This window comes from Streptomyces asiaticus, from assembly GCF_018138715.1.
GTDB classification, from domain to species: domain Bacteria; phylum Actinomycetota; class Actinomycetes; order Streptomycetales; family Streptomycetaceae; genus Streptomyces; species Streptomyces asiaticus.
On sequence record NZ_JAGSHX010000006.1, the window covers coordinates 6,110,083 to 6,131,634 of the forward strand.

General features: G+C 68.9%; 15 protein-coding genes and 2 pseudogenes. 8 read left to right on the top strand and 9 right to left on the bottom strand.

The features are described 5' to 3' along the window. Positions 1-7 precede the first annotated feature (7 nt). Positions 8-1,597: a TIGR02677 family protein gene (locus KHP12_RS33715; protein ID WP_086881455.1), complete on the bottom strand. Its 1,590-nt coding sequence runs from the start codon at positions 1,595-1,597 to the stop codon at positions 8-10. A 483-nt stretch (positions 1,598-2,080) separates the two neighbouring features. Between KHP12_RS33715 and KHP12_RS33720 the strand changes: the two genes are divergently transcribed. Next, positions 2,081-2,734, top strand: coding sequence for a hypothetical protein (locus KHP12_RS33720; RefSeq protein WP_211834011.1), 654 nt, complete (start codon positions 2,081-2,083; stop codon positions 2,732-2,734). Positions 2,735-2,799: 65 nt separating this feature from the next. On the opposite strand, the pseudogene KHP12_RS33725 reads toward KHP12_RS33720, so the two are convergent. After that, positions 2,800-2,925, bottom strand: a pseudogene (locus tag KHP12_RS33725) (IS5/IS1182 family transposase); the annotation flags it as partial. Positions 2,926-3,788: 863 nt separating this feature from the next. Here KHP12_RS33725 and KHP12_RS51495 point away from each other — a divergent pair. Further along, positions 3,789-3,971: pseudogene (locus KHP12_RS51495) on the top strand (SWIM zinc finger family protein); the annotation flags it as partial. A 189-nt stretch (positions 3,972-4,160) separates the two neighbouring features. On the opposite strand, the gene KHP12_RS33730 reads toward KHP12_RS51495, so the two are convergent. The 5 genes from KHP12_RS33730 to KHP12_RS33750 all read right to left on the bottom strand — a co-directional run bounded on the left by KHP12_RS33730 (position 4,161) and on the right by KHP12_RS33750 (position 9,858). Beyond that, entirely contained in the window at positions 4,161-5,126 is a 966-nt protein-coding gene (locus KHP12_RS33730; RefSeq protein ID WP_086885452.1) for a TniQ family protein, read from the bottom strand. A gap of 3 nt (positions 5,127-5,129) precedes the next feature. After that, entirely contained in the window at positions 5,130-6,182 is a 1,053-nt protein-coding gene (locus KHP12_RS33735) for an AAA family ATPase (protein WP_086885453.1), read from the bottom strand. Then, positions 6,179-8,176 carry a TnsB C-terminal domain-containing protein gene (locus KHP12_RS33740; protein WP_167442746.1) on the bottom strand — a complete coding sequence of 666 codons (1,998 nt, stop codon included), beginning with the start codon at positions 8,174-8,176 and terminating at the stop codon, positions 6,179-6,181. Before KHP12_RS33740 ends, KHP12_RS33735 begins: the two co-directional genes overlap by 4 nt. Before the next feature lie 50 nt (positions 8,177-8,226). Then, the gene (locus KHP12_RS33745; protein WP_086885455.1) at positions 8,227-8,979 is read right to left on the bottom strand and encodes a TnsA-like heteromeric transposase endonuclease subunit; all 753 of its coding nucleotides are present in this window, start codon (positions 8,977-8,979) and stop codon (positions 8,227-8,229) included. A 186-nt stretch (positions 8,980-9,165) separates the two neighbouring features. After that, a complete protein-coding gene (locus KHP12_RS33750) occupies positions 9,166-9,858 on the bottom strand; it encodes a TetR/AcrR family transcriptional regulator (RefSeq protein WP_086885456.1) in 693 nt (230 codons plus the stop codon). A 53-nt stretch (positions 9,859-9,911) separates the two neighbouring features. Between KHP12_RS33750 and KHP12_RS33755 the strand changes: the two genes are divergently transcribed. From KHP12_RS33755 to KHP12_RS33780, 6 genes are all read left to right on the top strand, one after another. Then, positions 9,912-11,030: an FAD-dependent oxidoreductase gene (locus KHP12_RS33755; RefSeq protein ID WP_086885457.1), complete on the top strand. Its 1,119-nt coding sequence runs from the start codon at positions 9,912-9,914 to the stop codon at positions 11,028-11,030. 198 nt (positions 11,031-11,228) lie between these two features. Continuing rightward, complete coding sequence (locus KHP12_RS33760) at positions 11,229-12,809, top strand: SWIM zinc finger family protein (protein WP_372455246.1); 1,581 nt, start codon at positions 11,229-11,231, stop codon at positions 12,807-12,809. Between the two features lie 560 nt (positions 12,810-13,369). Next, the gene (locus KHP12_RS33765) at positions 13,370-13,738 is read left to right on the top strand and encodes a hypothetical protein (RefSeq protein ID WP_086881451.1); all 369 of its coding nucleotides are present in this window, start codon (positions 13,370-13,372) and stop codon (positions 13,736-13,738) included. After that, entirely contained in the window at positions 13,735-18,000 is a 4,266-nt protein-coding gene (locus KHP12_RS33770; RefSeq protein ID WP_308289523.1) for a DUF6531 domain-containing protein, read from the top strand. Before KHP12_RS33765 ends, KHP12_RS33770 begins: the two co-directional genes overlap by 4 nt. Position 18,001: 1 nt before the next feature. Beyond that, entirely contained in the window at positions 18,002-18,322 is a 321-nt protein-coding gene (locus KHP12_RS33775; RefSeq protein ID WP_086885714.1) for a hypothetical protein, read from the top strand. A 175-nt stretch (positions 18,323-18,497) separates the two neighbouring features. Continuing rightward, entirely contained in the window at positions 18,498-18,719 is a 222-nt protein-coding gene (locus KHP12_RS33780; RefSeq protein ID WP_208653248.1) for a hypothetical protein, read from the top strand. 297 nt (positions 18,720-19,016) lie between these two features. Here the strand turns inward: KHP12_RS33780 and KHP12_RS33785 are convergent, their stop codons facing one another. Beyond that, the gene (locus tag KHP12_RS33785; RefSeq protein ID WP_086885713.1) at positions 19,017-20,183 is read right to left on the bottom strand and encodes a Cmx/CmrA family chloramphenicol efflux MFS transporter; all 1,167 of its coding nucleotides are present in this window, start codon (positions 20,181-20,183) and stop codon (positions 19,017-19,019) included. Between the two features lie 281 nt (positions 20,184-20,464). Then, entirely contained in the window at positions 20,465-21,508 is a 1,044-nt protein-coding gene (locus tag KHP12_RS33790) for a glycoside hydrolase family 18 protein (protein WP_244203370.1), read from the bottom strand. Positions 21,509-21,552 lie beyond the last annotated feature (44 nt).

Here is a 21,552-nt window from a genome sequence, read left to right on the forward strand (position 1 = left end):
CTCCCCCTCAATCGTCTCGGCCGGTGGGTGGCCGTCCCGCGCGGCCGGGCCGGGTGAGGTCGGTGATCTCGATCAGGTGGTCGGGGCCGCGGAAGGTCCCGCCGGGCGTACGGATCTCGGCCGTCGTCCCGTCGGCGAGGGCCGTCAGCCGGATCTCCATCGAGCCGTCGTTGCTGGTCGCCACCGTGTTCGTCATACCGGGTCGCCACGTGGCCAGGGCATCGCCGAGCAGCTGCAAGAACAGCCCGAAGGCCACCGGGTCCAGTTCTCCCACCGTGGACAACCGTATGGTGTCGTCCGTCGCGAGCCGGGCACGGGCGGCGGCGATCTCCTCCGCCTGCCTGGCGGCGATCTCCGCGAGCCGGTGTCGCTCCTCGGAGCGGTCCCGCACCCGGCGGGCCCGCCCGCGGCGTTCGTAGCTCCCGGTACGGCGCAGTTGCGGGCTGATCCGCAGTGGCTCGGCCTCGGCCCACGACGTGGACGCGGGCACCGGGCGGGCCGTGCGCTCGGCCAGGGTATCGGCGTCCACGGTCAGATGACGCGCGGAGTACAGGCCGAAGGCGGCGCGCCACAGCCGGTGCCGCGCCTCGTCGTCCGGGGCCTCGGCGAACCAGCGGGCCAGGGTGCGGAAGTCCGCGGACCGGTCCGAACGCCCGGCCCGCCGCTCATTCAACTGCCTGACCACCGCGAGGAGTTGTGGGATCGCCCCGAGGGCCCGCCCGCGCAGCAGCCGGGCCTGCGACTCACGGCCGTCCGCGGAGACGAACCAGGCGGTGAGCCCCGACCACTTCGCCGCCCACCGCTCATACGCCTGCTCCTCGGCGCTTTCGGCGTCCTCGGGCGCGGCGTCGGCCGCCTCACGGGCCGCCGCCAGCCGCAGCAGCACCCCGGCCCGCCCGTCCTGCTCCAGCTCGCCGATGAGCACCGCGATCCGCCCGCCCAGCGTGATCAGGTCCTGGATGAACCGCTCCAGGTACTGGATCAGCCGGTCCTTGTAGGCGAGGAACACCTCGACTTCCACACCGTGCAGATCCATGGTGCGCTGGAGCGACCCCATGAACGCCCGCGCGTTCTCCGCCAGCGCCTCGAACCGGCCCGTCAGCGCCGAAAGCGCCAGATGCGCCTTCGCCGCGTCGGGCCCGCCCTCCTCCCGCTCAGCCACGATCACCAGAAGGGCCCGCAGCTGCGTGACGATGTCGTGCAGCGCCACCGCCTGCAGCGCACCGCGCCGCCCCAGCGCCTCGTCGTACACCGACAACGCCTGTTCGGCGGCCTCCCCGGCCTGCGTGAGCTGATAGATGAACCGCTTGCGGTAGAAGTCCTCGACCGCGGTGACCCGCGAGGTGTCCGGATCCGCCCGCAGATTGCCCCACTCCACGAGGCTGTCCAGCGCCTTCACCACCGCGTCCGGATCCGTCGGCCGGTACTCCGGCGCCAGCGCGGCATGCACGTCCTCGGGCCGCAGATGCACCGCGAACCGCTCCTTCGCCGCGAGGAACGCACGCATCACCTGACGGTACAAGGCCGCGTTCGGCACGGTCAGATGGATGAACGGCGCGTGCTCGCTGCCGCGCGGACCGGAAGCTGGTGACGTCATCGTCCCGGCATTCTTCCCGACACGTACACCAGGGCGGAAATCCCCGCCGCGGGGGTTGACAGGATGGGCTGCGGGGATTGACAGGATGCCCTGCCGCTTACGCGTCACACTCCGCTCGCGCAGAGCGACCGGTCGCTTGCAGACCACGCTGATCCCAACGAGAGGCACGATGACGCGCGAGCCGCGCGCCACGACACGCGGTACGTGCCACGGTGTCAGGTCGATGGACCGGTCGTGTTCGGCCGGCGCGACGGGCCGCAGGCCGGGCTTCCCAGCGCGTCATGGCGGTCCCCGAGCAGTGTCGGCCTTATGTCGCGTTGCGCGTTGGTCGTATTCAGCGACGCCCCGCGGAACGCCCCGCGTGGACCTCCGACGTAGCCGGCGTTGTAGCGTTTCGTGCAGCCGTTCGGCTCTCGTTGCCCGTCGCAGCCACCCACGGGCAACATGCCAGGTGAACACCGCACGTGTAAGGAGCAGAACGACATGGCACGATCAGAGTCTGCCAAGGGGATAACGATCCGGGTCGCCGCGGCCACGTTGCTGGCGGCGGCGCCGCTCATGGCTGCGTGCTCGGGCGGCTCGAACTCCTCTTCCGCCTCGAACAGCAGCAGCGCCTCCCCCTCGGCCGACGCGTCGGACAACTCCAGTGCCTCGTCGGGCGACGGCGGCTCCAGCGCACAGGCGGGCGGCCAGTCCACAGTGCCCTCCGCGGTCGGAGCCTGGGTCAGCGCGGTCATCGAGAAGGACGCGAAGCAGGCATGCCTGCTCTCTGCGCAGCCGGGCAGCGGCTCGTCCCCGAAGGCCGCCACCCCCGAGACGTGCGACGCGTCGACGACGCAGAAGATGGCCCCCGGTTTGAAGTCCATGAGCAAGGCGTTCTCGCCGCGGAACGCCTCTGGCAAGCCGACGGTCAAGGTCGACGCGCCCACTCCCAAGGGCGATAAGGCAGTCGTCCCGGCGGCCAAGATCACCGTCGACGGAAAGCCCCTGCGGGCGATCATGCTGTCCCGCTCGCACGGCGTGGACCCGAAGTCCTTCACGGCCAAGGTGGAAACCGCCAAGGTCAACGGGAAGTGGTACATCGGCGACTTCGACATGGACAGCGGTCATCAGACACTGCGGCCTCAAGGGCAGTAGCTGCGTCAAGGGCGGTAGCTGCGGCGTGGCGTGATCTCTCGGCCGTCCGGGAGTGCGTTGGCAAGGCGTCGGCGTCGCGGCCCGCGGCGGGAGCGGATGGGCGGGATGCCGCCGACCACCGGCTGCGGATCGAGGCTGTCGTGGGTGTTCTCGGCGGAGACGCCCGGCGAGAGCGGGAATCCGCTGCGGTCACGGTTTTAGATCATGTCCTGCACGGTGAGGCGGCAGGAACGTTTCGCCCGGCACAGGGCAGCGGCGAGACCGAGGAGACCCAGGTTCGCGGGGGTCGTTGGTAGCGGGTGCTGAGCCGGCGGTAGCCGGACAGTCACGACACCGTTCTCCCGGTCACCCGGGCGTGCCGTTCCGTTTCCGACCCCCTGCGGGTCGTGGCACGCGCCCGGTTGCGCATACGCGAAGACCCCGCATCCAGCATCGTGCCTGGTAGCGGGGTCTTTCGGCACCTTCGCCGAGGTGCTCTCGGCGGGGGACCCGGCGAATGGGGGCAAATCGACCCATTGGTGGGCGGTGAGCTGGTGATCCAGACGGCCTTTCCGGTGAATCGAAGGGGACGCCTGCGAGGGCGACTACGACGGCGACGAGGTGCTGTGCTACGCCGGGGAGAACCTCGCCGAGATCTACGGGTGCAAGATCCGTGAACTGATGCGCACCGCGGGCCGGGCCATGGAGTAGGCCCGCCACCGTGTCGACGCGAGGCAGGCCGGGGAGCACCTGCGACCCGGGGCTGAGCTTCAGGAGGGGGATATCAGGTTGCCGCGGTAGCCGCGCTGCGGGAACCCGGCGGCACCACGCCAAGGGAGCGCTCACGGGTCCTGCTGGTGGGCAGCGCGAATCTCGCTGAATCCGGGGCAAGAAGGAACCCGGAAGCCCGGGTGCTCATCACCGGCGGCACCGCTCCGCACAGGGCCGCCGAACACATCCGGCGACTGAGGTGCCGGGGTTGGAGGCCAAGCCTGCCGAAGTCGTCAGCTCGCGCCCCTGTCCTCTCCTAGGCTGGCGGTGCATCAGAGCACAACCACAGCAGAGCGGAAGAAGCATGCGCGGCCTCACCGAGGCGAACCTCAAAATGCTGGCCGGCCCCCGTTCCTACGAGCGCGGGCTCGGCTACCTGGACGCGGTGTCCGGAGTCGAGGTCGGTGACGGCTGGGTCACCGCGAGTGTCCATGGCACGGAGCGGTACGAGGTGGAGCTGACGCTGGACGGGCCAGGTGGGCTGTCCGTTCCCAAAAGATCTGAACGGATGAGGTGTCTCCGAGCTGGGCCTTGTCAGTTCTGCTGGGACGATTCCGAAGCCGGGCGGCCCAGTGGATCTGAACGGTGGTGAGCCTGCTTGTGGACGAGCTGGGGTGGCCCATTTGTTCTGTCGGACGGTGGGGCTGTGACCTGGAGTCTTTCAGTTCTGGTGGGACTAATCCCGTAGGGCGTCGTAGTCGTCCGGCGTCGTCACCAGCATCAGTGATCGTCCCAGGGAGTCGGTCCAGCGAAAGAGAGCGTCGTTGGAAAAGGCGTGGGAACGGAGTTTTTCGCGGAGGGTGGGGACGTTGAGCCTGTGCTCGGCCTCTGTGTAGACGGCGTCGATGGTGCGCCGGTGCTGGCTGAGGTTCGTCCATCGGCGAGGTGCCCGTAGTGCCCGCCAAACAGGATCGGCCACCATGCCCAGCAGCGTGACGAACTCTGGATAGGTGGCGATGTACTCCCGCTCGTCGACGCGTCGTCTGATGATGTTCCCGTAGACGGCTTCCTTGGGAGGGAGCCGGGTGAGGCGGTCGTTCCAGCGTGACAGCAGATGGGGTTGGTTCTTGTTCAGGAGCCAGGAGCGGACCAAGTGCTGCGCTTCCTTCGTTCCTGCTTCCAGGGTGTCGGGGAAGCGGCGGGCGATTCGTCGGTGGCGGTGCTGAGCGGTGACGAGCTCTGGGAGGTGGCCGACGCGGTAGTGGCGATTGCCGTCGACCCAGATGCCGTGTCGGCGGCAGAGCTGGAGATCGGCGGGGCGGTGGGCGAGGACGGGCCCGGTGATCCCGCGCCGATGCATGCAGTGTGAGCAGGCGACGTAGAGACGCCGACGGTAGCGGACGACGTCACCAGCGGTGCGCGCCTCAATCCTGGCGATCGCTGGTAGCAGCATCCGGAGGGTCTCGGGCGCAAGACCCGTCAGGATGGCCAGCCGTGGCAGAACCATCGGAGTCCAGCGCCATAGTGTGTCTGTCCGCTTGCCGACCTGCGCGTTTTTGAACGGTGTAAGGGCTTTCGCCAGTTGGCCCGCCGTCACTTGGTTGGCGGCGGCGAGGCGGTGCAGATACCAGCCGAAGACCTCCCCGTGGACCGGTGGCAGAGGAAGCGGCAGGAGTCGGACCGGGGTTTCCCAAGGCTCCATTGCTCAGGCTGCCTTCGGTCTGCGAGTGCGCTTGGCGCGGCGGTGATCAGGCTGGGACTGCTGGACGGCGTGGTCGAGCTCGATCTCGTCGAGCATGCGCTTGGTGATCTTTTCTGTGCCGGCGTCAATGGCGTCGACGGCGGCTTCGCGGATGAGCTGGGAAAGGCTGCCGATCAGCCCGCCGGTGCGTTCGTGGAGGTAACCGGTCATGGCGACCAAGGTGCCGGGGCGATGAGCGTGTAGTCGCAGGGAGTCTTCCATGGTCGCCACCAAGGCCTGCCAGTGCTCCTTGTCCGCGCGATTCTTGTGGCCGAAGGGCCGAGAGGGGATGACCGTGTAGCGGCCGGCGATCTGTTGCCCGCGGGTGCCTTGGAACAGGCTGCTGGTCTCGACGTCGAGACCAGCAAGCACGAAGGTGGCCGCGATCCGTTCCGAGAGGTACTTCAGCTGGTCGGATGCCTCGGCTCCGTGGCGGGTCGTCAGGTCGAGGTTGTGGATCTCGTCGACCAGGACGAGCGTGGTGCCGAGCTTGCCGAGCAGGTCGCAGACGGCGTTGGTGATCTGGACCTGGCTCATGCGGTGCTCCAGCGGGACGCCGAGGAATCGGGCGAACTCGCCTGCGAGCATCTTGGGGGTGGCGGCTGGGGGAACGGTGACGAAGACGACTGGCAGTCCGCCGACGGCGGCGGGGTTGCGACGCCGGGTGATCTGTTCGACGTTCTTGCCCAGCTGAGTGATCGCGGTGGTCTTGCCAGTGCCGGCCGAACCGGACACGATCAGGCCGCGCCGGGCGGAGACCTGGTGCCGGTTGAGCACGATGCGTTTGCGGCCGGTGGTGACGACGCCGCGGATCGTGGGGGTGTTCACGATGACGGATCGTGTGTGGTAGTCGATCCGCGCCTCTTTGTAGGACTCCAGTTCGTCCTCGTCCAGGACTGTTCCGGGTGGGAGGGACGGTGGGGGCTCGGGGTTCTCGTCGACGAACGCCCGCCAGCCTTCCTTCGTGGTCAGCGACGCCTGTGGATTGGCGATGTCCTGTGGCGGCGCCTGACTCACAGGCGGCTCCCGTCAGTGAAGGCGTCGAAGACGCCGAAGGGGATGACGTTCGACGGCTGTTCCAGGACGGTGGTCTCATCCTCGGTGTCTTCCGGAGCAGGTGCCTGTGGCAGCGCGTCCACGGGCCGAGCGGGCTCCAGGGCGGCGCGGGTGCGGGCCGCGATCCGGCGGTCCGGCCCGCTTTCCGCCCGGGTCAGCAACTGGTCTACTGCGGCGGCCACGGCGGCCTGGTCGGTGTCGTCCCGGCACCGCATCGCGAGCAGGTCCCGGGCCCGACGCCAGGTGAAGTCAGCGAACGGCGCGGAGACCAGGTGTCGGTGTGTCCACGGAACAGTGATCCACTCTCCGGTGCGCGCGTCGCGTACCCAGACCTGGGACAGGTCGTAGGGGTCGTAGTGGACCTCCCAGAGCCCGCCTTTGGCGGTCACTCCCGAGGAGCGACGCCGTAGACGGTTCAGTCCGGGGCAGTTGTAGGTGCGGTGGTCGATGCGGATGCCGTAGTCATTGACCGACCGCCAGAGTGCTGGCAGCAGCTCCAGGTAGTCGGGGCCGCTCAACGGCATCGGCAGGTAGCCGGTGCGGGAGACCAGCAGGGCATATGCGTCGTTGGGAGACATGGGCTGGCCCGGTAGGAACGGGCTGCGCAGTCCTTCATGTGACCGTTGCTGCCAGCAGGCCACGATCCACTCCTGCAACAGGTCGTCCAGTTCCGCGAGCGTCCATACGGCCTCGACCCCGGCGCCACGGCGGGTCGTGTTCGAACCGGTGTAACCAGGGATGTGCTGGCAGAACAGCGTGTTGATCGAGGAAAACGTCCGCTCGACGATTCCCTTGTCAGTCGGGGTGCCCGGGCGGGACGGCTGGACGGAGATGCCCAGCGACCGGCAGGCGGTCAGGAAAGTGTCGGAGACGAACACCTTGCCGTGATCGATGCCGATCGTCTCCGGCACGATCACCGGCTTGGCGGCCGCCTGCTCCAAGCGGGCGTCGATGTCCAGCAGCCTTCGGTGGGGGATCAGCGTCGCCGACATCGCCAGCGCGTCCGACCAGCCGGGCCGCAACGGCTCCGGGACCAGCATCTTGGCCAGCAGCAGCGCGGCGTCCACGGCCTTGGTCCCTGCCGGTCGCAGCACCGCAGCGCAGATCGACCTCGTTGCCACGTCGACGGCGATCGTGAGCTCCGGGCGTCCGCTCACCCCGTCCTCCAAGACCACCATCACGTCCAGCGGTGTCGTGTCCATCTGCACCATCTCGCCGGGGCGGCAGGCCGAGGAAGGGGTGAACGCTCCTGGCGGGCGGCGAGCCGCTGACCTGCGGGATGTGGCCTCATCGAAGGCGTGCGTACCCTCGCTCATCGCTTCGACGAGCCGGTAGAACGCCGACTTCGACGGCATCGCCACTGTGCCCGGCCCATGCCGTTCCGCCAGCAGCGCCTCCACCCGCCGACGTAGCCGGCCGCGGGTGCCAGTGGACTCGTTCGTCGTCGCGGCCAGGATCTCCGTGACGGCGGCCACGACCCGGTCATCGGCCCGTCCCGTCGGTGAGGACAGACGAGTCGCACGGTGATCGACCAGGCCCCACAGACCCTGCTCGCGGTAGCGCCTGCGCATCCGCTGAACGGTCCCCACACTTGCCTGCCAGCCGATAGCCCGCAGTTCCGCCGCCTTGGCCGCCACCCGCTCCTCCACCGTGTGGCGGGCCGGGTCATATTCCGGACGAGGTAGGGCTGTGGGGTCAGCATCCAGCGGCCTGCCGAACTCCACCTCGGTCACATGCCGTTCCCAGGCTGCCGCCTTCTCGGCCTCCCGCTCCGGCACGATGTCCAACAACGCGAACGGCGGCATGCGGCCCTGATCGGTTCCCTGGCCGATGAGCTCAAAGCCTTCCGAGACCAGTAGATGCGACAGCAACACCAGGCTCGCCGACCCGGCTTCGTCGAGGAGCCGCACTGTCGTCCCGGACAGGCCCACGACCGTGTGCAGCCGGTCATCCATGCGCACCCGATCCCCGACCCTCAACGCTGCCCGTGCCCCTGGGTGCCCGCTCACCGGGCCTCCGCACGTGACACCAGCGTGGCATCCGCCAGGGGGTGCGACAGATCCGCTGTCAGCCGTCCCAGCCAGAGCAGGTGGAACACCGTCGGCAACACCGCGATGGGATCACCGAGCAGCGCAGCCTGTGTCACCAGCGGCGACGGCATCGAGAACAGGGCGAGCGACTGGGTGGCGAGCCCCTCATCGGCCCCGTGTCGTGGATGCCGGTATCCCGCCAGCCAGCGGACGTTCGCCATCCGCACCGGATCCACCTCGCCGACGACGCGGTATCCCCACCCCGCCGCCTCACAAGCCGCCCGTGTCGCCGCGAACTTGGCCGCCGACCGTGCGTCGATCCGGTCCAGGGGTCGGCAGTCCACCACCAGCCCCCGCCCGTCCTTGAAGCGAGCGAAGTAGTCCGGAGCGTGCGAGACCCGCTTGCCCCGCTCGTCCTCCCAGAACAGCCACAACGGCTGCGACAGCAGCCCCATCACCTGTGGCGTGAAGTCGAGCAGCATCGCGTGATCCCGCTCCAGCCAGGACTCGAATCCCACGTGCCCACCGGTCGTCGACGACCAATACAACCCAGGGAAATGCCGCTGCCCGCGATATGACGGGAAGTCGCGGACCGGCCGCCCGGCCTCGAACGGCACCGAGACCGCATCCGCCAACGGCAGCCGATGTTCGCCCTGGTCGTCTCGCCAGCCGACCTCGAAGCCGTCTACTTGTGACGGCTTCGTCCCCTCCAGCACACCCAGCCCCATGTATGCCACTTTGCAGACCGGCAGGGACTGGGCAGCTCGAATGGGACCAAACCCCTCGTCCAGGTGATTACACAGTCCGGCGCGATCCCCCGTCGCTGGGCAGCGTTATGAAGTGGTGGCGGCGCAAGCCCCACCTCCCGTGGACACCGACCCCCGACCTCGCTCACATTCGGCAGGAGTTGAGCGTCACGTCGACGGCCGGGTGAGTTTGGCGGCCACGGCGTCGAGGACCCAGTCCAAGCCGGTCGCGAAGGATGTCTCGGCGTCCACATCCGTGCCGTCGTACACGGCCTTGGCCAGTGCCGGGAAGCGGCCGGTGGCCAGCATTCTTGTCACATGCGGGCCGTGGGCGCGCTGCCAGTCGTGCTTGGACAGGCCCGTGGCGCGCTCGGTCCGTAGGTTCGTGATCTCGCGCCTGATCGCGCCGGTGAAGTAGGCGCTGACCGTCTCCACGGCTCGCATGACGGTATCGATGTCGGTGAGGTCGTCGAGGGCGACCAGCGTGGCCTCGGTCACGGCGAGGCCGTTCGGGCCCAGGGCCGGGCGGCGGCCGAGCAGGTCGGCCAGCCATTCGTGACGGAGAGCTGCCTGCCTGGTGCGGTGGGCGAGGATGCGCAGCGCCTCCCGCCAGTCACCGGGCTGTTCCTCGGGGAGAATCTCGGCGTAGACCTCGTCCACCATGAGGTCGAACAGCTCCTCCTTGGTGGAGATGTATCCGTACAGCCGCATCGGACCGGCATTCAGCCGGCCGGCGACCTTGCGCAACGACACCGCCTCCAACCCACCTTCGTCGGCCAGCGCGATGGCGGCGGCCACGATCCGCTCCCGGTCGAGCGGCACGGGGCGAGTCGGCGGCTCCGGTCGGTCCCACACAGTCATGGGCACATCGTACTGTTGCGATGCAGTGCATTGGAGAAATACAGTGTATCGACATGAGATACCGCATCGCTGTGGTTGGGGGCGGCCCTGCCGGCCTTGCCTTCGCCCGTGTCCTGCACCGCCATGGCCACCCTGTCACCGTTCTCGAACGCGATCCCGCCCCCGACGCTCGACCCCCGGGCGGCACGCTGGACCTGCACGAAGGGATGGGCCAGCTCGCGCTGGACAAGGCAGGGCTGCTGGCGGAGTTCCAGGCGCTGTCTCGTCCCGAGGGGCAGGCCATGCGCATCCTGGACACGGCCGGGACCGTCCTGCGCGACTGGCGACCCCGTCCAGATGACCGGGCCAATCCCGAGATCGACCGTGGGCAACTCCGTGACCTGCTACTCGGCCCTCTCGACGTCCAGTGGGGCCGGGGCGTGACGCAGGTGGTGCCGGGGACCCAGGATGGCGTACTGGTCCACTTCGCGGACGGGCGGCAGGAGACGTTCGACCTCGTGGTCGGCGCGGACGGCGCCTGGTCCCGGGTCCGCCCGGCGGTCTCGTCGGCGACACCGCACTACACCGGCGTCACCTACGTCGAGACCTCCCTCGACGACATCGACACCCGCCACCCCGACCTCGCCCGGCTGATCGGCGACGGTTCCGTAGCTGTATACGGCGCGAACCGAGTACTCGTCGCCCAGCGCAACAGTGGCGGCCACGTCAAGGTGTACGCCCAGTTCCGCGCGCCGCTGGACTGGCACGCGAACCTGGACCTGGCCGACGTCGAGGCCGTGCGATCGGGTCTGCTGGCTCTGTTCGACGGCTGGGCCGCTCCCGTCCGCAACCTCCTCCGCCCCGGCACCGCTTTCGTCCACCGCCCTCTCTACGTTCTGCCCGTGTCCCACACCTGGACCCACGTCCCCGGGGTGACGCTCCTGGGCGACGCCGCCCATCTGATGCCTCCGTTGGGAGCGGGCGCGAACCTCGCGATGCTGGAGGGCGCCGAACTCGCCGAGTCCATCGCCACCGGCCCTGGGGATCTGGATGAGGCCGTCCGCGCCTTCGAGGAACAGATGTGGGCACGGGCCGGCAAGTGGGCGAAGATCACGACGGCCGGTCTGGAACGCCTCGTGAGCTCGGACCCCGCCGAAGCCCTCGCCCTCTTCGACGAAGTACAGCCATCCTGACTGCCAAGCGCGAGAGTGCCAGCACCAACAGCTCGCCACGGTTCCACGAGGTAGTACGGCACCGCCGCGGCCCCTTCCGACAAAACCACCGCCGTTAGGCGAACGCACGGACGCCTGCGCTGAACATGGCCCTCAAACCGCCCGCCAGAATCCGGTTCGCCACTCCTCGCGGGCCGGTGGGGCAGCTCGCTGCGCAGGTTGTCCGGGACTCGTTCACTTCGCACCGCAGACCCGGCGGGAAACTGCAGATATACCGGGAACGGACATGGGCTGTCCGGAGAGTGCGACTGCCCGTACGGCATGGAGGGCAACTTCTGCAAGCATCTGGTCGCCCTCGGCCTGACGGTGCTCGCCCAGCGGGAGAGCCTGCCGCGGCAGCGGAAGGCGGCCCGGGACCGTGCGCAGGACCTTGACGGGTGGCTGTCCGCCCTGTCCAAGGACTCATTACTCGCCCTCGTACGGGAACTGATCACCGAGGACCGGCAGCTGCGCCGCCGCCTGGAGCTTCGGGCCGCGAGCGCTCGCGGCGACCTCGCCGCGGTCCGGGCCCGCATCCGCGATCTGCTGGACATCTCACCGTTCGCGCAGTACGGGTACGTCGAGTACGCCGATGCCCGCGCCTACGCCGATCAGGCCGGGCAGGCGGTGTCCGCGATCGGCGCGCTCACCGGTTCGGGCCGGGCCGACGACGCGGTCACCCTGGCGCGGGAGGCGATGAAGCTGCTCGCCGACGCGGTGGAGAGCGTCGACGACTCGGACGGATGGCTCGGGCAGGTCGGTGCGGACCTCGCCGACGCCCACCTCGAAGCGTGCCGTGCGGCACGCCCCGACCCCGGGGAACTCGCGCGCTGGCTGGTGGGCCATGCGCTCGGCGACGTGGATGACGGCCTGACGAACATCGATCCGCTCGACTATGAGGAAATCCTCGGCGATGAGGGGATGGCCGTCCTGCGGAAGTCGGCGGTCGAGGCGTGGCGGGGTAACCGCCGCGGCTGGGCGGAGAAGTACCTGATGGAGCGTCTGGCCAAGGCGGGAGGTGACGTGGACGCGGTGATCGCCATGCATGCGGCCGACCTCTCACCGAACGGCCACACACACCTGGTCATCGCCCACGAGTTGGACACCGCCCGGCGCCCCGACGAGGCCCTGCGCTGGGCGGAACGTGGCATCCAGGAAACCCGGGGCACCTGCGACCTCGCCGTCATCGACACCGCCCTCGTCGACTACCTCTGCGACCGCTACGCGCAGGCGGACCGGCTCCCCGATGCCGTCGCCCTGCGCCGCGACCACTTCGGCGCCCGCCGCACCCTGCTCGCGTACCAGCAACTGCGAGCCGCCGCCCGGGCCGCGGACTGCTGGCCGGCCGAGCGTGAGGGAGCGCTGGCTCTGCTGCGTGCCGACGCGGAGCAGCAACAGCCCTCCCGGTACTGCGGCCCGATCCTGATCGACGTCCTGCTCGACGACAAGGACACCGACGCGGCCTGGCAAGCCGCCACCGAGACCGGCGCCCACGACCAACAGTGGCTCACGCTCGCCGACCAGGCCCGCGCCACCCGCCCCGCCGACGCGCTCGGCGTCTACCGGCGCCTGGCCGAACCCCTCACGCAGCAGACGGGCAACGCGACCTACGAGCAGCTGACCAGCCTGCTGCTGAGCATCCGCGACTGCCACCGCCGCCTGGGTACACAGGACGAGTTCACCACGTACCTCACCGCCCTGCGCGCCGACCAGAAGCGCAAACGAAACCTGATGCGGCTCCTGGACCAGCACGGCCTGTGAACCCACAACCGGCCCCTGAAAGCCGAGCCTGTACGACCGGAGCCTGGGGCGTCCGACGGCCGGTTGGGAATCGTCGTATGGCATGGGCCGACTGCTGTAGTGAAGCGCTTCTCGCAGGCTCGAGTGCCCGGCGGGGGACTCGGTACATGGGGGCGAACCGAAGCATCGATGGGCGGTGAGCTGGTGATCCAGACAGTCTTCCCGGTGCCGGTACCCCGAGCGCGCATGTAGTCGACCGGAGCTCCGACCGCACCGCGTGGGAGCCACCTCAGGCGGCTCCCACACCACCACCAGGCGGCTTGGCCGTGAGGCAACTGCATTGTGTAGCAATGGCCCGCTCGACCACCTCAACCGGAGGCGGGCATGGCCCGCGTCAGGCAGGCTGACGACAGGAATTGAACCTACCCCTGATCCCATGGCGGCAGACAGCGAGTGCTCGACCTGGCTGGCACATATGACCACGGCTTTGCACATGCCATACCTCAGATTGGCCGAGCCTCGTTCACCCCTTCATATAATGAACCTTTTGCCATAGGTTCGTTCGGTCGAGGGGGCGTCGCATGGGCAGCGGGGGCGGCGGCAAGGTTCTGGACATCAAGGTGGCGGACATCAAGTCCGTCGCGCCGACCTTTCATCACCAGGCGGTGAAGCTGAGTGAGGCGCTGACCACGCTGATCTCGACGCTGGACGGCTATGGCGAGCCATGGGGGGACGATAAGCCGGGGAAGGACTTCGCCAAGCAGTACAAGCCGAACCAGAAGCACATCGAGTCGGCGGCCGGGATTCTCGTCCTCGGACTGACCAGCATCTACGAGGCGATGAACGACATGGCCGATGGGCATGTCGACAACGACAAGCTGATCGAGGGCATGTTCACCAAGGCCAAGCACGGCTCCGCCCATGGGCCAGGCGCGGGCGGCCATCGGTGAGCTTCGGCAGCGATATCGAGGAGAAGGCCAAGGCCCTCCTCATGAAGCTGGGCATGTGGTGGCCGGATGCCAACTCCGGCACCCTGCGGCATGCGGCCGATGCCTGGCGGACGTTCGCCGACAGTGTGGACGATGTGCGGGTGGCGACCGACAAGGCGGCCACGACGCTGATTCACCACAACAAGGGTGAGGCGATCGATGCCTTTGAGACGTTCTGGGGGCGTTATGCCAAGGGCAAGGACGAGGGGTGGCTGAGTAATCTCGCCAAGTCGGCCCGGAACATGGCGAAGTTCCTGGAGAAGTTCGCCGACAAGGTCGATGACGCCATCGACGCGCTGAAGGCGCAGATCGCGATCGACGCGGCCGCGCTGGTCGGTGGTCTCCTGCTGACCCCGTTCACCGGGGGCGCCTCGGACGAGGTGGCCGCGGAGATCATCGCGATGGCGAGCGGGCTGGGCATCGCGGTGGAGGAGGCGGTGGCGACGCTGGCCGCGGAGATCTTCACCGGTGCGGTCTTCACCAGCGTGCTGTCGGTGACGATCGACGCGGCGGTGGCCCAGCCGGTGAAGATCGCCCTGGGGCAGCAGCAGGGTTTCAGCCTGGATGAGGTCAACCAGGCGGCCAAGGACGGCATGATCGACGGGGGTATTTTCGGCGCCGGGTTCGGGGTGCTCAAGCCCGGTGTGATGCCGAAGCTCACCGGCGTCCCGGACCTGCTCAGGCCCCCGAAGGTGCCCTCGCTGCGGCCGAACCTCATCGAGGAGGGCCCGGCCGCCCGCCCGGCCAAGAAGTGCCCGTGCACGGGTGAGCCGATCGACATCGCGACGGGTGCGATGCTGATGGAGCAGACCGATCTGACGCTGCCGGGGTCGCTGCCGCTGGTCTTCGAGCGTACCCATGTGTCCTCGTACCGGGGCGGGGTGTGGTTCGGCCCGACGTGGGCCAGTCTGCTGGACGAGCGGGTCCAACTGGACGCGGAGGGCGTGGTGTTCGCCGCGGCGGACGGGATGCGGCTGGTGTATCCGGTGCCGGAGCCGGGGGTGCCGACGCTGCCCGCGAAGGGCGCGCGGTGGCCGCTGGAGTGGGACGGCAAGCCGGACGGCGTCATGACGGTCACCGATCCGGAGGCGGGTGTGGTGCGGACGTTCGTCCGTCCCGCCGCGACGGAGGAGGCGGGCGCGGTCTATCTGGCCCTGGAGAGCCTTCAGGACCGCAATGGCGCGCGCATCGACATCGAACGCGCCTCGGGCGGGAACCCGCTGGCCATACGCCACTCCGGGGGCTACTACCTGGCCATCGACACCGAGGGCCAGCGGGTCACGGCGCTCCGGCTGCTGGATGAGCCGCCGTCGGTCTACACCCCCGAGCAGGGCCGTGAGGGCGGCACGGTGGTGATGCGCTACGGCTATGACGAGGCGGGCAACCTCACCGAGGTCATCAACTCCAGCGGTATGCCCCTGCGGTTCACCTACGACGGCGAGGGGCGGGTGACGTCCTGGACGGACCGCAATGGCACGTCGTTCCGGTACGTCTACGGGCCGGACGGGAAGGTGGTGCGCACCGAGGGCAGCGACGGCGTCTTCAACGGCAGCCTGGAGTACGACGACGCGGCGCGGACGACGGTCTACACGGATTCGCTCGGCCACGCGACGTCGTACCGCTACAACGCCGATGGGCAGCTGATCGAGGAGACCGATCCGCTGGGCCACACCACGCTGACGGAATGGGACGCGCGCGGCGACCGTAAGGTCGCGGTGACGGATCCCCTGGGCCGTACCACCCGCTACGCGTACGACGAGGACGGCAACCTGACCGGCGTCACCCTGCCGGACGGGGCGCGGGCGGAGGCCACGTACAACGCGTTGTGCCTGCCGGTGGAGGTCACCGAGCCGGGCGGCGGGACATGGCGCCACACGTACGACGACACGGGGAATCTGACCGCCACCACGGACCCGACGGGGTCGACCACCACCTACGCGTACACCGACCGGGGCCACTTGGCCGAGGTGACGGACGCGCTGGGCAACACCACGCGTCTGACCCCGGATGCGGCAGGGCTGCCCATCGCCGTAACGGACCCGCTGGGGCACACCACGAGCGTCCGGCGGGACGCCTTCGGCCGGGTGGTGGAGGCGACGGATCCGCTGGGCCACATTACCCGTATGGGCTGGACGACCGAGGGCAAACCGGCGTGGCGGGAGGAGCCGGACGGCGCCCGGGAGAGCTGGACCTGGGACGGCGAGGGCAATCTCCTCACCCACACCGACCCGGCGGGCCACACCACCCACCAGACGTCCACCCACTTCGACGTACCCGCCACCCGCACGGAACCGGACGGCGCGAGGTACGCCTTCGCCTACGACACCGAACTGCGGCTGACCGGGGTCACCAACCCTCAGGGCCTGACCTGGACCTACACCTACGACCCGGCGGGCCGGCTCACCTCCGAGACCGACTTCAACGGCCGCACTGTGGCCTACACCCACGATGCGGCGGGCGACCTGCTGACCCGCACCAATGGTGCGGGCGAGACGCTGCACTTCACCCGGGACGCGCTGGGCCGCACGACGGAACAGCGCGACGAGGCGGGCACACGGACGACGTATGCCTATGACGCGCAGGGCGCCCTGACGCGAGCGGCGAATCCGGACGTCGAGCTGACCCTCGAACGGGACGCGCTGGGCCGAGTCCTGTCGGAAACGGTCAACGGCCGGACGACGACGTACGCGTATGACGCCGTGGGCCGCCGCACCGAACGCACGATGCCCTCGGGCCTGAGGAGCGCCTGGACCTACGACGAGTCGGGCCGCCCCAGCCAACTGGCGGCGGGCACGGCGGGCACCCTGACCTTCACGTACGACGCGGCGGGCCGCGAGACGGAACGCCACCTCGGCGAGTCCGTGACACTGACGCAGACCTGGGACGGGTCAGACCGCCTGACCACCCAGACGATCGCCGAGGGCCGTGGCAACGAGGCGAACCGCATCCTCCAACACCGCTCCTACGCCTACCGCCCGGACGGCTACCTCACCGAGATCCGCGAACTGACCTCGGGCACCCGCCGCTTCGACCTCGACCCGTCCGGCCGCGTGACGGCGGTCCACGCGCACGGCTGGACCGAGACGTACGCCTACGACACGGCGGGCAACCTCACGAATGCCACGGCCCCTGACCACGCGTCCCCCGGCGACCGCGAGTTCACCGGCACAGTGATCCACCGAGCGGGCCGCACGACGTACGAACACGACACCCAGGGCCGCCTGACCCGCCGCACCCGCAAACTCCTCAACGGCCAGACCCGCACCTGGACCTACACCTGGAACGCGGAAGACCGCCTGACGGACGCGACAACCCCGGACGGCGACCACTGGCACTACACCTACGACCCCCTCGGCCGCCGCATATCCAAACAACGCCTGGCCGAGGACGGCACGGTGGCGGAATCGCTGACGTTCGCATGGGAAGACACCCGCCTGGCTGAACAATCCACACCAGAGGGCAACCACACCACCTGGGACTACACCCCGGACACCCACCGCCCTCTGACCCAAACCGACCACACGTCACTGGTGCGCGAGCCCGGCGAATCCCTCATAGAGAAATTCACCGGAGCCGATGACGACACCACACCACGCTTCCACGCCATCATCACGGACCTGGTCGGCACCCCAACGGAGTTGGTCACCGCGGCCGGTGACCTGGCCTGGCAACACCGCACCACCCTCTGGGGCACAGATTTCCCCACCGGGGCAAGCACATCAACGGTCGACTGCCCCCTCCGCTTCCCCGGCCAATACGCCGACCCCGAAACGGGCCTGCACTACAACTACTTCCGCCACTACGACCCGGAAACGGCCCGCTACGTCACCCCAGACCCCCTCGGCCTGGACCCCGCTCCCAACCACCATGGATATGTGGTCAATCCGATGGGGTGGGCCGACCCGCATGGCCTCAAGTGCGTCAAGGTCACGTCGAGGATTCACGATGACCCACTCCTCGTCCGGGCCGCCCAGAAGGCAGGGAAGGACGAGAGGGTTCAGCACGACCTGGACGACCTCGTGGCCAAGTATCGAGAAGGCAACGACAATCCGGGAATCGGTAGCAAGACTCTACCGGGGTCGAATATACGGTACCTACGGGGCAGTAATGGTGGTCGTGTATTCTTCCAGGAGACGTCCGACGGAATAGAGATCCTCGGTAAGTCGGACAAGAAAAACGAGCAACAGGTCATCAATCGCCTCATGAAACTCTACGGTCACTGACATGTATGAAATCAGCGAGAGTGGTCTCAAAGTCGAGATCGAGCTTGGTGGGGACTCTCCCGAGACGGTGGAAAACGCCGATGGGTGGGTCGAGTTGCCCAATGGCGAAAAGTGGGCGGCCACTTTCCTTACCTATGCCGAAGTCGGCAGAATTCTGGACAGGTGGTCACGTACCGGGGAGTTCTTGAACGGAGGGTACTTCGTCTGCTCGGATTTGGTTATGGTTCGGAATCCGGGCGCTCGTGAGATGTTCAACGCCGTGAAAGACATGGTGGCGACCGGGTCGCACAGGGGGCATCTGACACGAGTCGATCCCGAGTGAACTGGCTCTTTGGCGAAAGGTGACGACAGTCGAGCACCCACCCAGGTGTCTACAAGCCGCTGAAAGCGATCTACTGAACAAGCTCCTTTCAGCGCGATTCCCCGGCGCTGAGCAATTGAGGCAGCAGGTTCCTCAAACGCGTGTCGTCGGTCGCTGGGGGAGTGATTCACCCAGCGTGGACCTCAAAGTGCTCGAGCCTTTTCCGCCAGCAGAGGTCTCCGACGGGGTGATCCCTGCTACTGGCGCAGTGAAGGACGCCTCCGGAGAGTTGGTCGGCGAACTGCTGCTCTGGGTAAGCGACGGAAGGCTGTCGGCGCTGGAGTACTCCTGGTACACCGACGAGGCCCCGACGGCGCTGCCTGACCCGGGCGATGTGACCGTTGCTGTGGAGCAGTGAGCAAGGAAGGAGTTCCCGGAGTACTGCTCCTGGAGCGCGCTGCGGGAGGAGCTGTCACGGACCCCCGACGCGCCTGATATCGATCTTCGCCCTCAAGGCGGTTATCTCGAATACCGAGTACCGGAGACCAAGGTCTCCGTGCTGGTGGTGGATAGCGAGGAGGAGCGTGACGACTGCCCGGGGCATGGGGACGTCTGGAGCCTGAGCCTGGGCTGATGGCTTCGGAGGGAGTGCGACGTCGGCCCACCAAAGCCTTGCTGGACGGGCTGACGTCGCACTCGACCACCGGCCGGTGGGTTAGCCGGCTTCCTCGACCCGGATGCGGGCAACCCCTGCCCGGGAAGCCGCGACGGTGGCGACCGCCGTCGCGGCCAGGGCGGCGCTGACCCACGCCGCGTCCCGGTAGTCGCCGGTCGTCCCGGTCGCGACGCCCGCGATCAACGGGCCAAGGAAGGCGCCCGCGTTGAGCGCGACCGTGGCGAATGAGCCGCCCAGCGACGGGGCCTGGGGCGCGACGTGCATGACGCGGGCGACGAGCGTTGAGCCGATGCCGAACGACAGGGCGCCCTGGACGATCGTCACGACGAAGAGCGGGACCGTATGCGCACTGGACGCGGCCAGCACCGCCCAGCCCACCGGCAGGACGCACAGCGCCAGGAGCAGGCCCCTCCCCAGCCCGCCGTCGGCCTTACGCCCCGCCGTGGTCACCCCCACGAACGCGCCCACCCCGAACGCGGCGAGGAGGGCCGGGACCGCGGTGGCCGGAAGGTGGGCGATGTCCGTGGCGATGACGGCCAGGTAGGCGAAGGTCGCGAAGGTCGCGCCGTTCACCACGGCCGCGAGGACCATGGCCCACCGCACCGGACGCGACCGCAACGCACCCGCCTCCCGCCGGACCGAGACCTCCGCCCGACCGGCCGCGTCGGCGGGCGCCTGACGGAAGACCAGCGCCAGCGCGGGCAGGCACAGGGCGGCCACGGCCCAGAACGCGGAACGCCACCCGGACCAGTCCCCGAGCAGCGCCCCCGCGGGGACGCCCGCGACGCACGACAGCGTGACCCCGGACAGCAGCACGGCGGTGGCCCTGCCGCGCTTCTCGGCGGGGACCAGCGCCGTCGCGGTGGACATCGCGACCGCCAGGAAACCGGCGTTGACGATCGCGGCGACGACACGCGTTCCGAAGAGCACGACGAAGTCGGTCGTGACCGCGCCGATCACATGCACGACGACGAACGCCGCCAGAAAACCGGCCAGCGCGCGCCGCCGCGGCCAGCGCGCGCTCAACGCGGCCATCACCGGGGCGCCGACGATCATCCCGATCGCATAAGCGGACGTCAGACTCGCCGCGGCTCCCACCGATACGGAGAGGTCGCGGGCGATTCCCGGTACGAGACCGGACAGCATGAACTCGGACGTCCCTTGCGCGAAGACGGCGAGCGCGAGGACATAAAGGAAGACAGGCAAGAGGTCGACTCCAGCGATCAGCGATCAGCGATCAGCGATCAGCGATGAGCGTATGCGGGCAAGAGCGGCCGCGTGCTGGATGCCGGATCGGGCTACGTCACGAGCCCGAGATAAGGAACCAGACACACGGAGTCGTGTCCGGTCGCCGGAAGCGAGATCGACCCGGAAATCAGGTCAGGTCAGTGGTCGGAGAACGACTCGCCGCCGAGCGACCGGCGGCTCCGTTCTGTCTGATTCAGGGCTCATCACGTCGGGCACCGTACCCACAACCCCCACCGAGATCAATCCGATTTCGGCGCGCCCCAGCCCCTCCGGTACGCGGCCCAGTCACCCGGCGTCGCCGCGAAGTCCACATACAGCGCCACGCCGAACCGCTCGCGGCGCGCGTCCTCGCGGCTCAGCCCGAGGCGGGCGCCCCGGACGGCCGCCGCCACCGTCTCGGCCGATTCACGGTGGCCGATGTCGTCGGTGTGGAAGGCCGGGAGGCCCATCAGCAGGTCGGTGCCGCGCGGGGTCGCCTCCAGGGCCAGTCGCGTCTGCTGCGCCACATAGCCTCCGTACAGGCTCTCCATGGGCATCGCCGTGTCGTAGGACATCACCGCGATCTGGTCGACCCGGCGAGCGACCGCGCCGAAGTACGACTGCGACCACCACTTGGGGTGACCGGCGACGAAGCCCGCGACGGAGTGGAGGGAGGGCAGCGGGTCGATCTGGTGCGCGGCCACCGACAGCGGTGCGCGGTGGGCGCGGGTGACCGTGTGCACATCGTCCAGCAGCGACAGGTAGTCCCGGTCGCCGGAGTGCAGGGGCTCCAGATCAAAGTGGACGCCCGCGAACCCCGCGTCCAGCACCTGGCGCGCCGAGCGCACGACGCGTGCACGCGTCGCCGGTGCGCCGAGGTCCATCCCCGTCTCGCCCTCGGTCGACAGCACATCGCCGAGCCACGCCTGAACGCGCACCCCGGGCAGCTCCCGCCGCACCGCGTCCACCAGCCACCGGGCCTTCGGACAGCGCGCCGCGCGCAGGCTGCCGTCATGCTCCAGCGGGCCCGCGTGCACATACAGATCCCGGACGCCGGTGCCGCGCATCCGCTGGACCAGCTCGGCTGGCTGAGCCTCACCATTGCGCCCGTCCACCCAGGCATGCCCCAGCCACACCGCGTCCCGCTCACGGGTCCGCGTCCCGGGCGCGGGATCTCCCGCGTACTGGAGCCGCAGCGACACCCCGGCGGTCAGCACGGGCACCACCAGCAGCACAGCGGCACCCGCCGCCACCCGCTTGGGCCACTTCAGCCGCGGATGCGCCCAGCCCCGCACCAACGCCATCCGCCCCCGCCCGAGCAGGGAGCCCGCTCGGCGCAGCACGCGGA

Coding starts and splice junctions, on each gene's coding strand:
- KHP12_RS33750 (WP_086885456.1), bottom strand. CDS start 9,858: ATGACTGTGTGGGACCGACCGGAGCCGCCGACTCGCCCCGTGCCGCTC.
- KHP12_RS33790 (WP_244203370.1), bottom strand. CDS start 21,508: ATGGCGTTGGTGCGGGGCTGGGCGCATCCGCGGCTGAAGTGGCCCAAG.
- KHP12_RS33740 (WP_167442746.1), bottom strand. CDS start 8,176: ATGGATGACCGGCTGCACACGGTCGTGGGCCTGTCCGGGACGACAGTG.
- KHP12_RS33715 (WP_086881455.1), bottom strand. CDS start 1,597: ATGACGTCACCAGCTTCCGGTCCGCGCGGCAGCGAGCACGCGCCGTTC.
- KHP12_RS33745 (WP_086885455.1), bottom strand. CDS start 8,979: ATGGGGCTGGGTGTGCTGGAGGGGACGAAGCCGTCACAAGTAGACGGC.
- KHP12_RS33765 (WP_086881451.1), top strand. CDS start 13,370: ATGGGCAGCGGGGGCGGCGGCAAGGTTCTGGACATCAAGGTGGCGGAC.
- KHP12_RS33755 (WP_086885457.1), top strand. CDS start 9,912: ATGAGATACCGCATCGCTGTGGTTGGGGGCGGCCCTGCCGGCCTTGCC.
- KHP12_RS33720 (WP_211834011.1), top strand. CDS start 2,081: ATGGCACGATCAGAGTCTGCCAAGGGGATAACGATCCGGGTCGCCGCG.
- KHP12_RS33730 (WP_086885452.1), bottom strand. CDS start 5,126: ATGGAGCCTTGGGAAACCCCGGTCCGACTCCTGCCGCTTCCTCTGCCA.
- KHP12_RS33775 (WP_086885714.1), top strand. CDS start 18,002: ATGTATGAAATCAGCGAGAGTGGTCTCAAAGTCGAGATCGAGCTTGGT.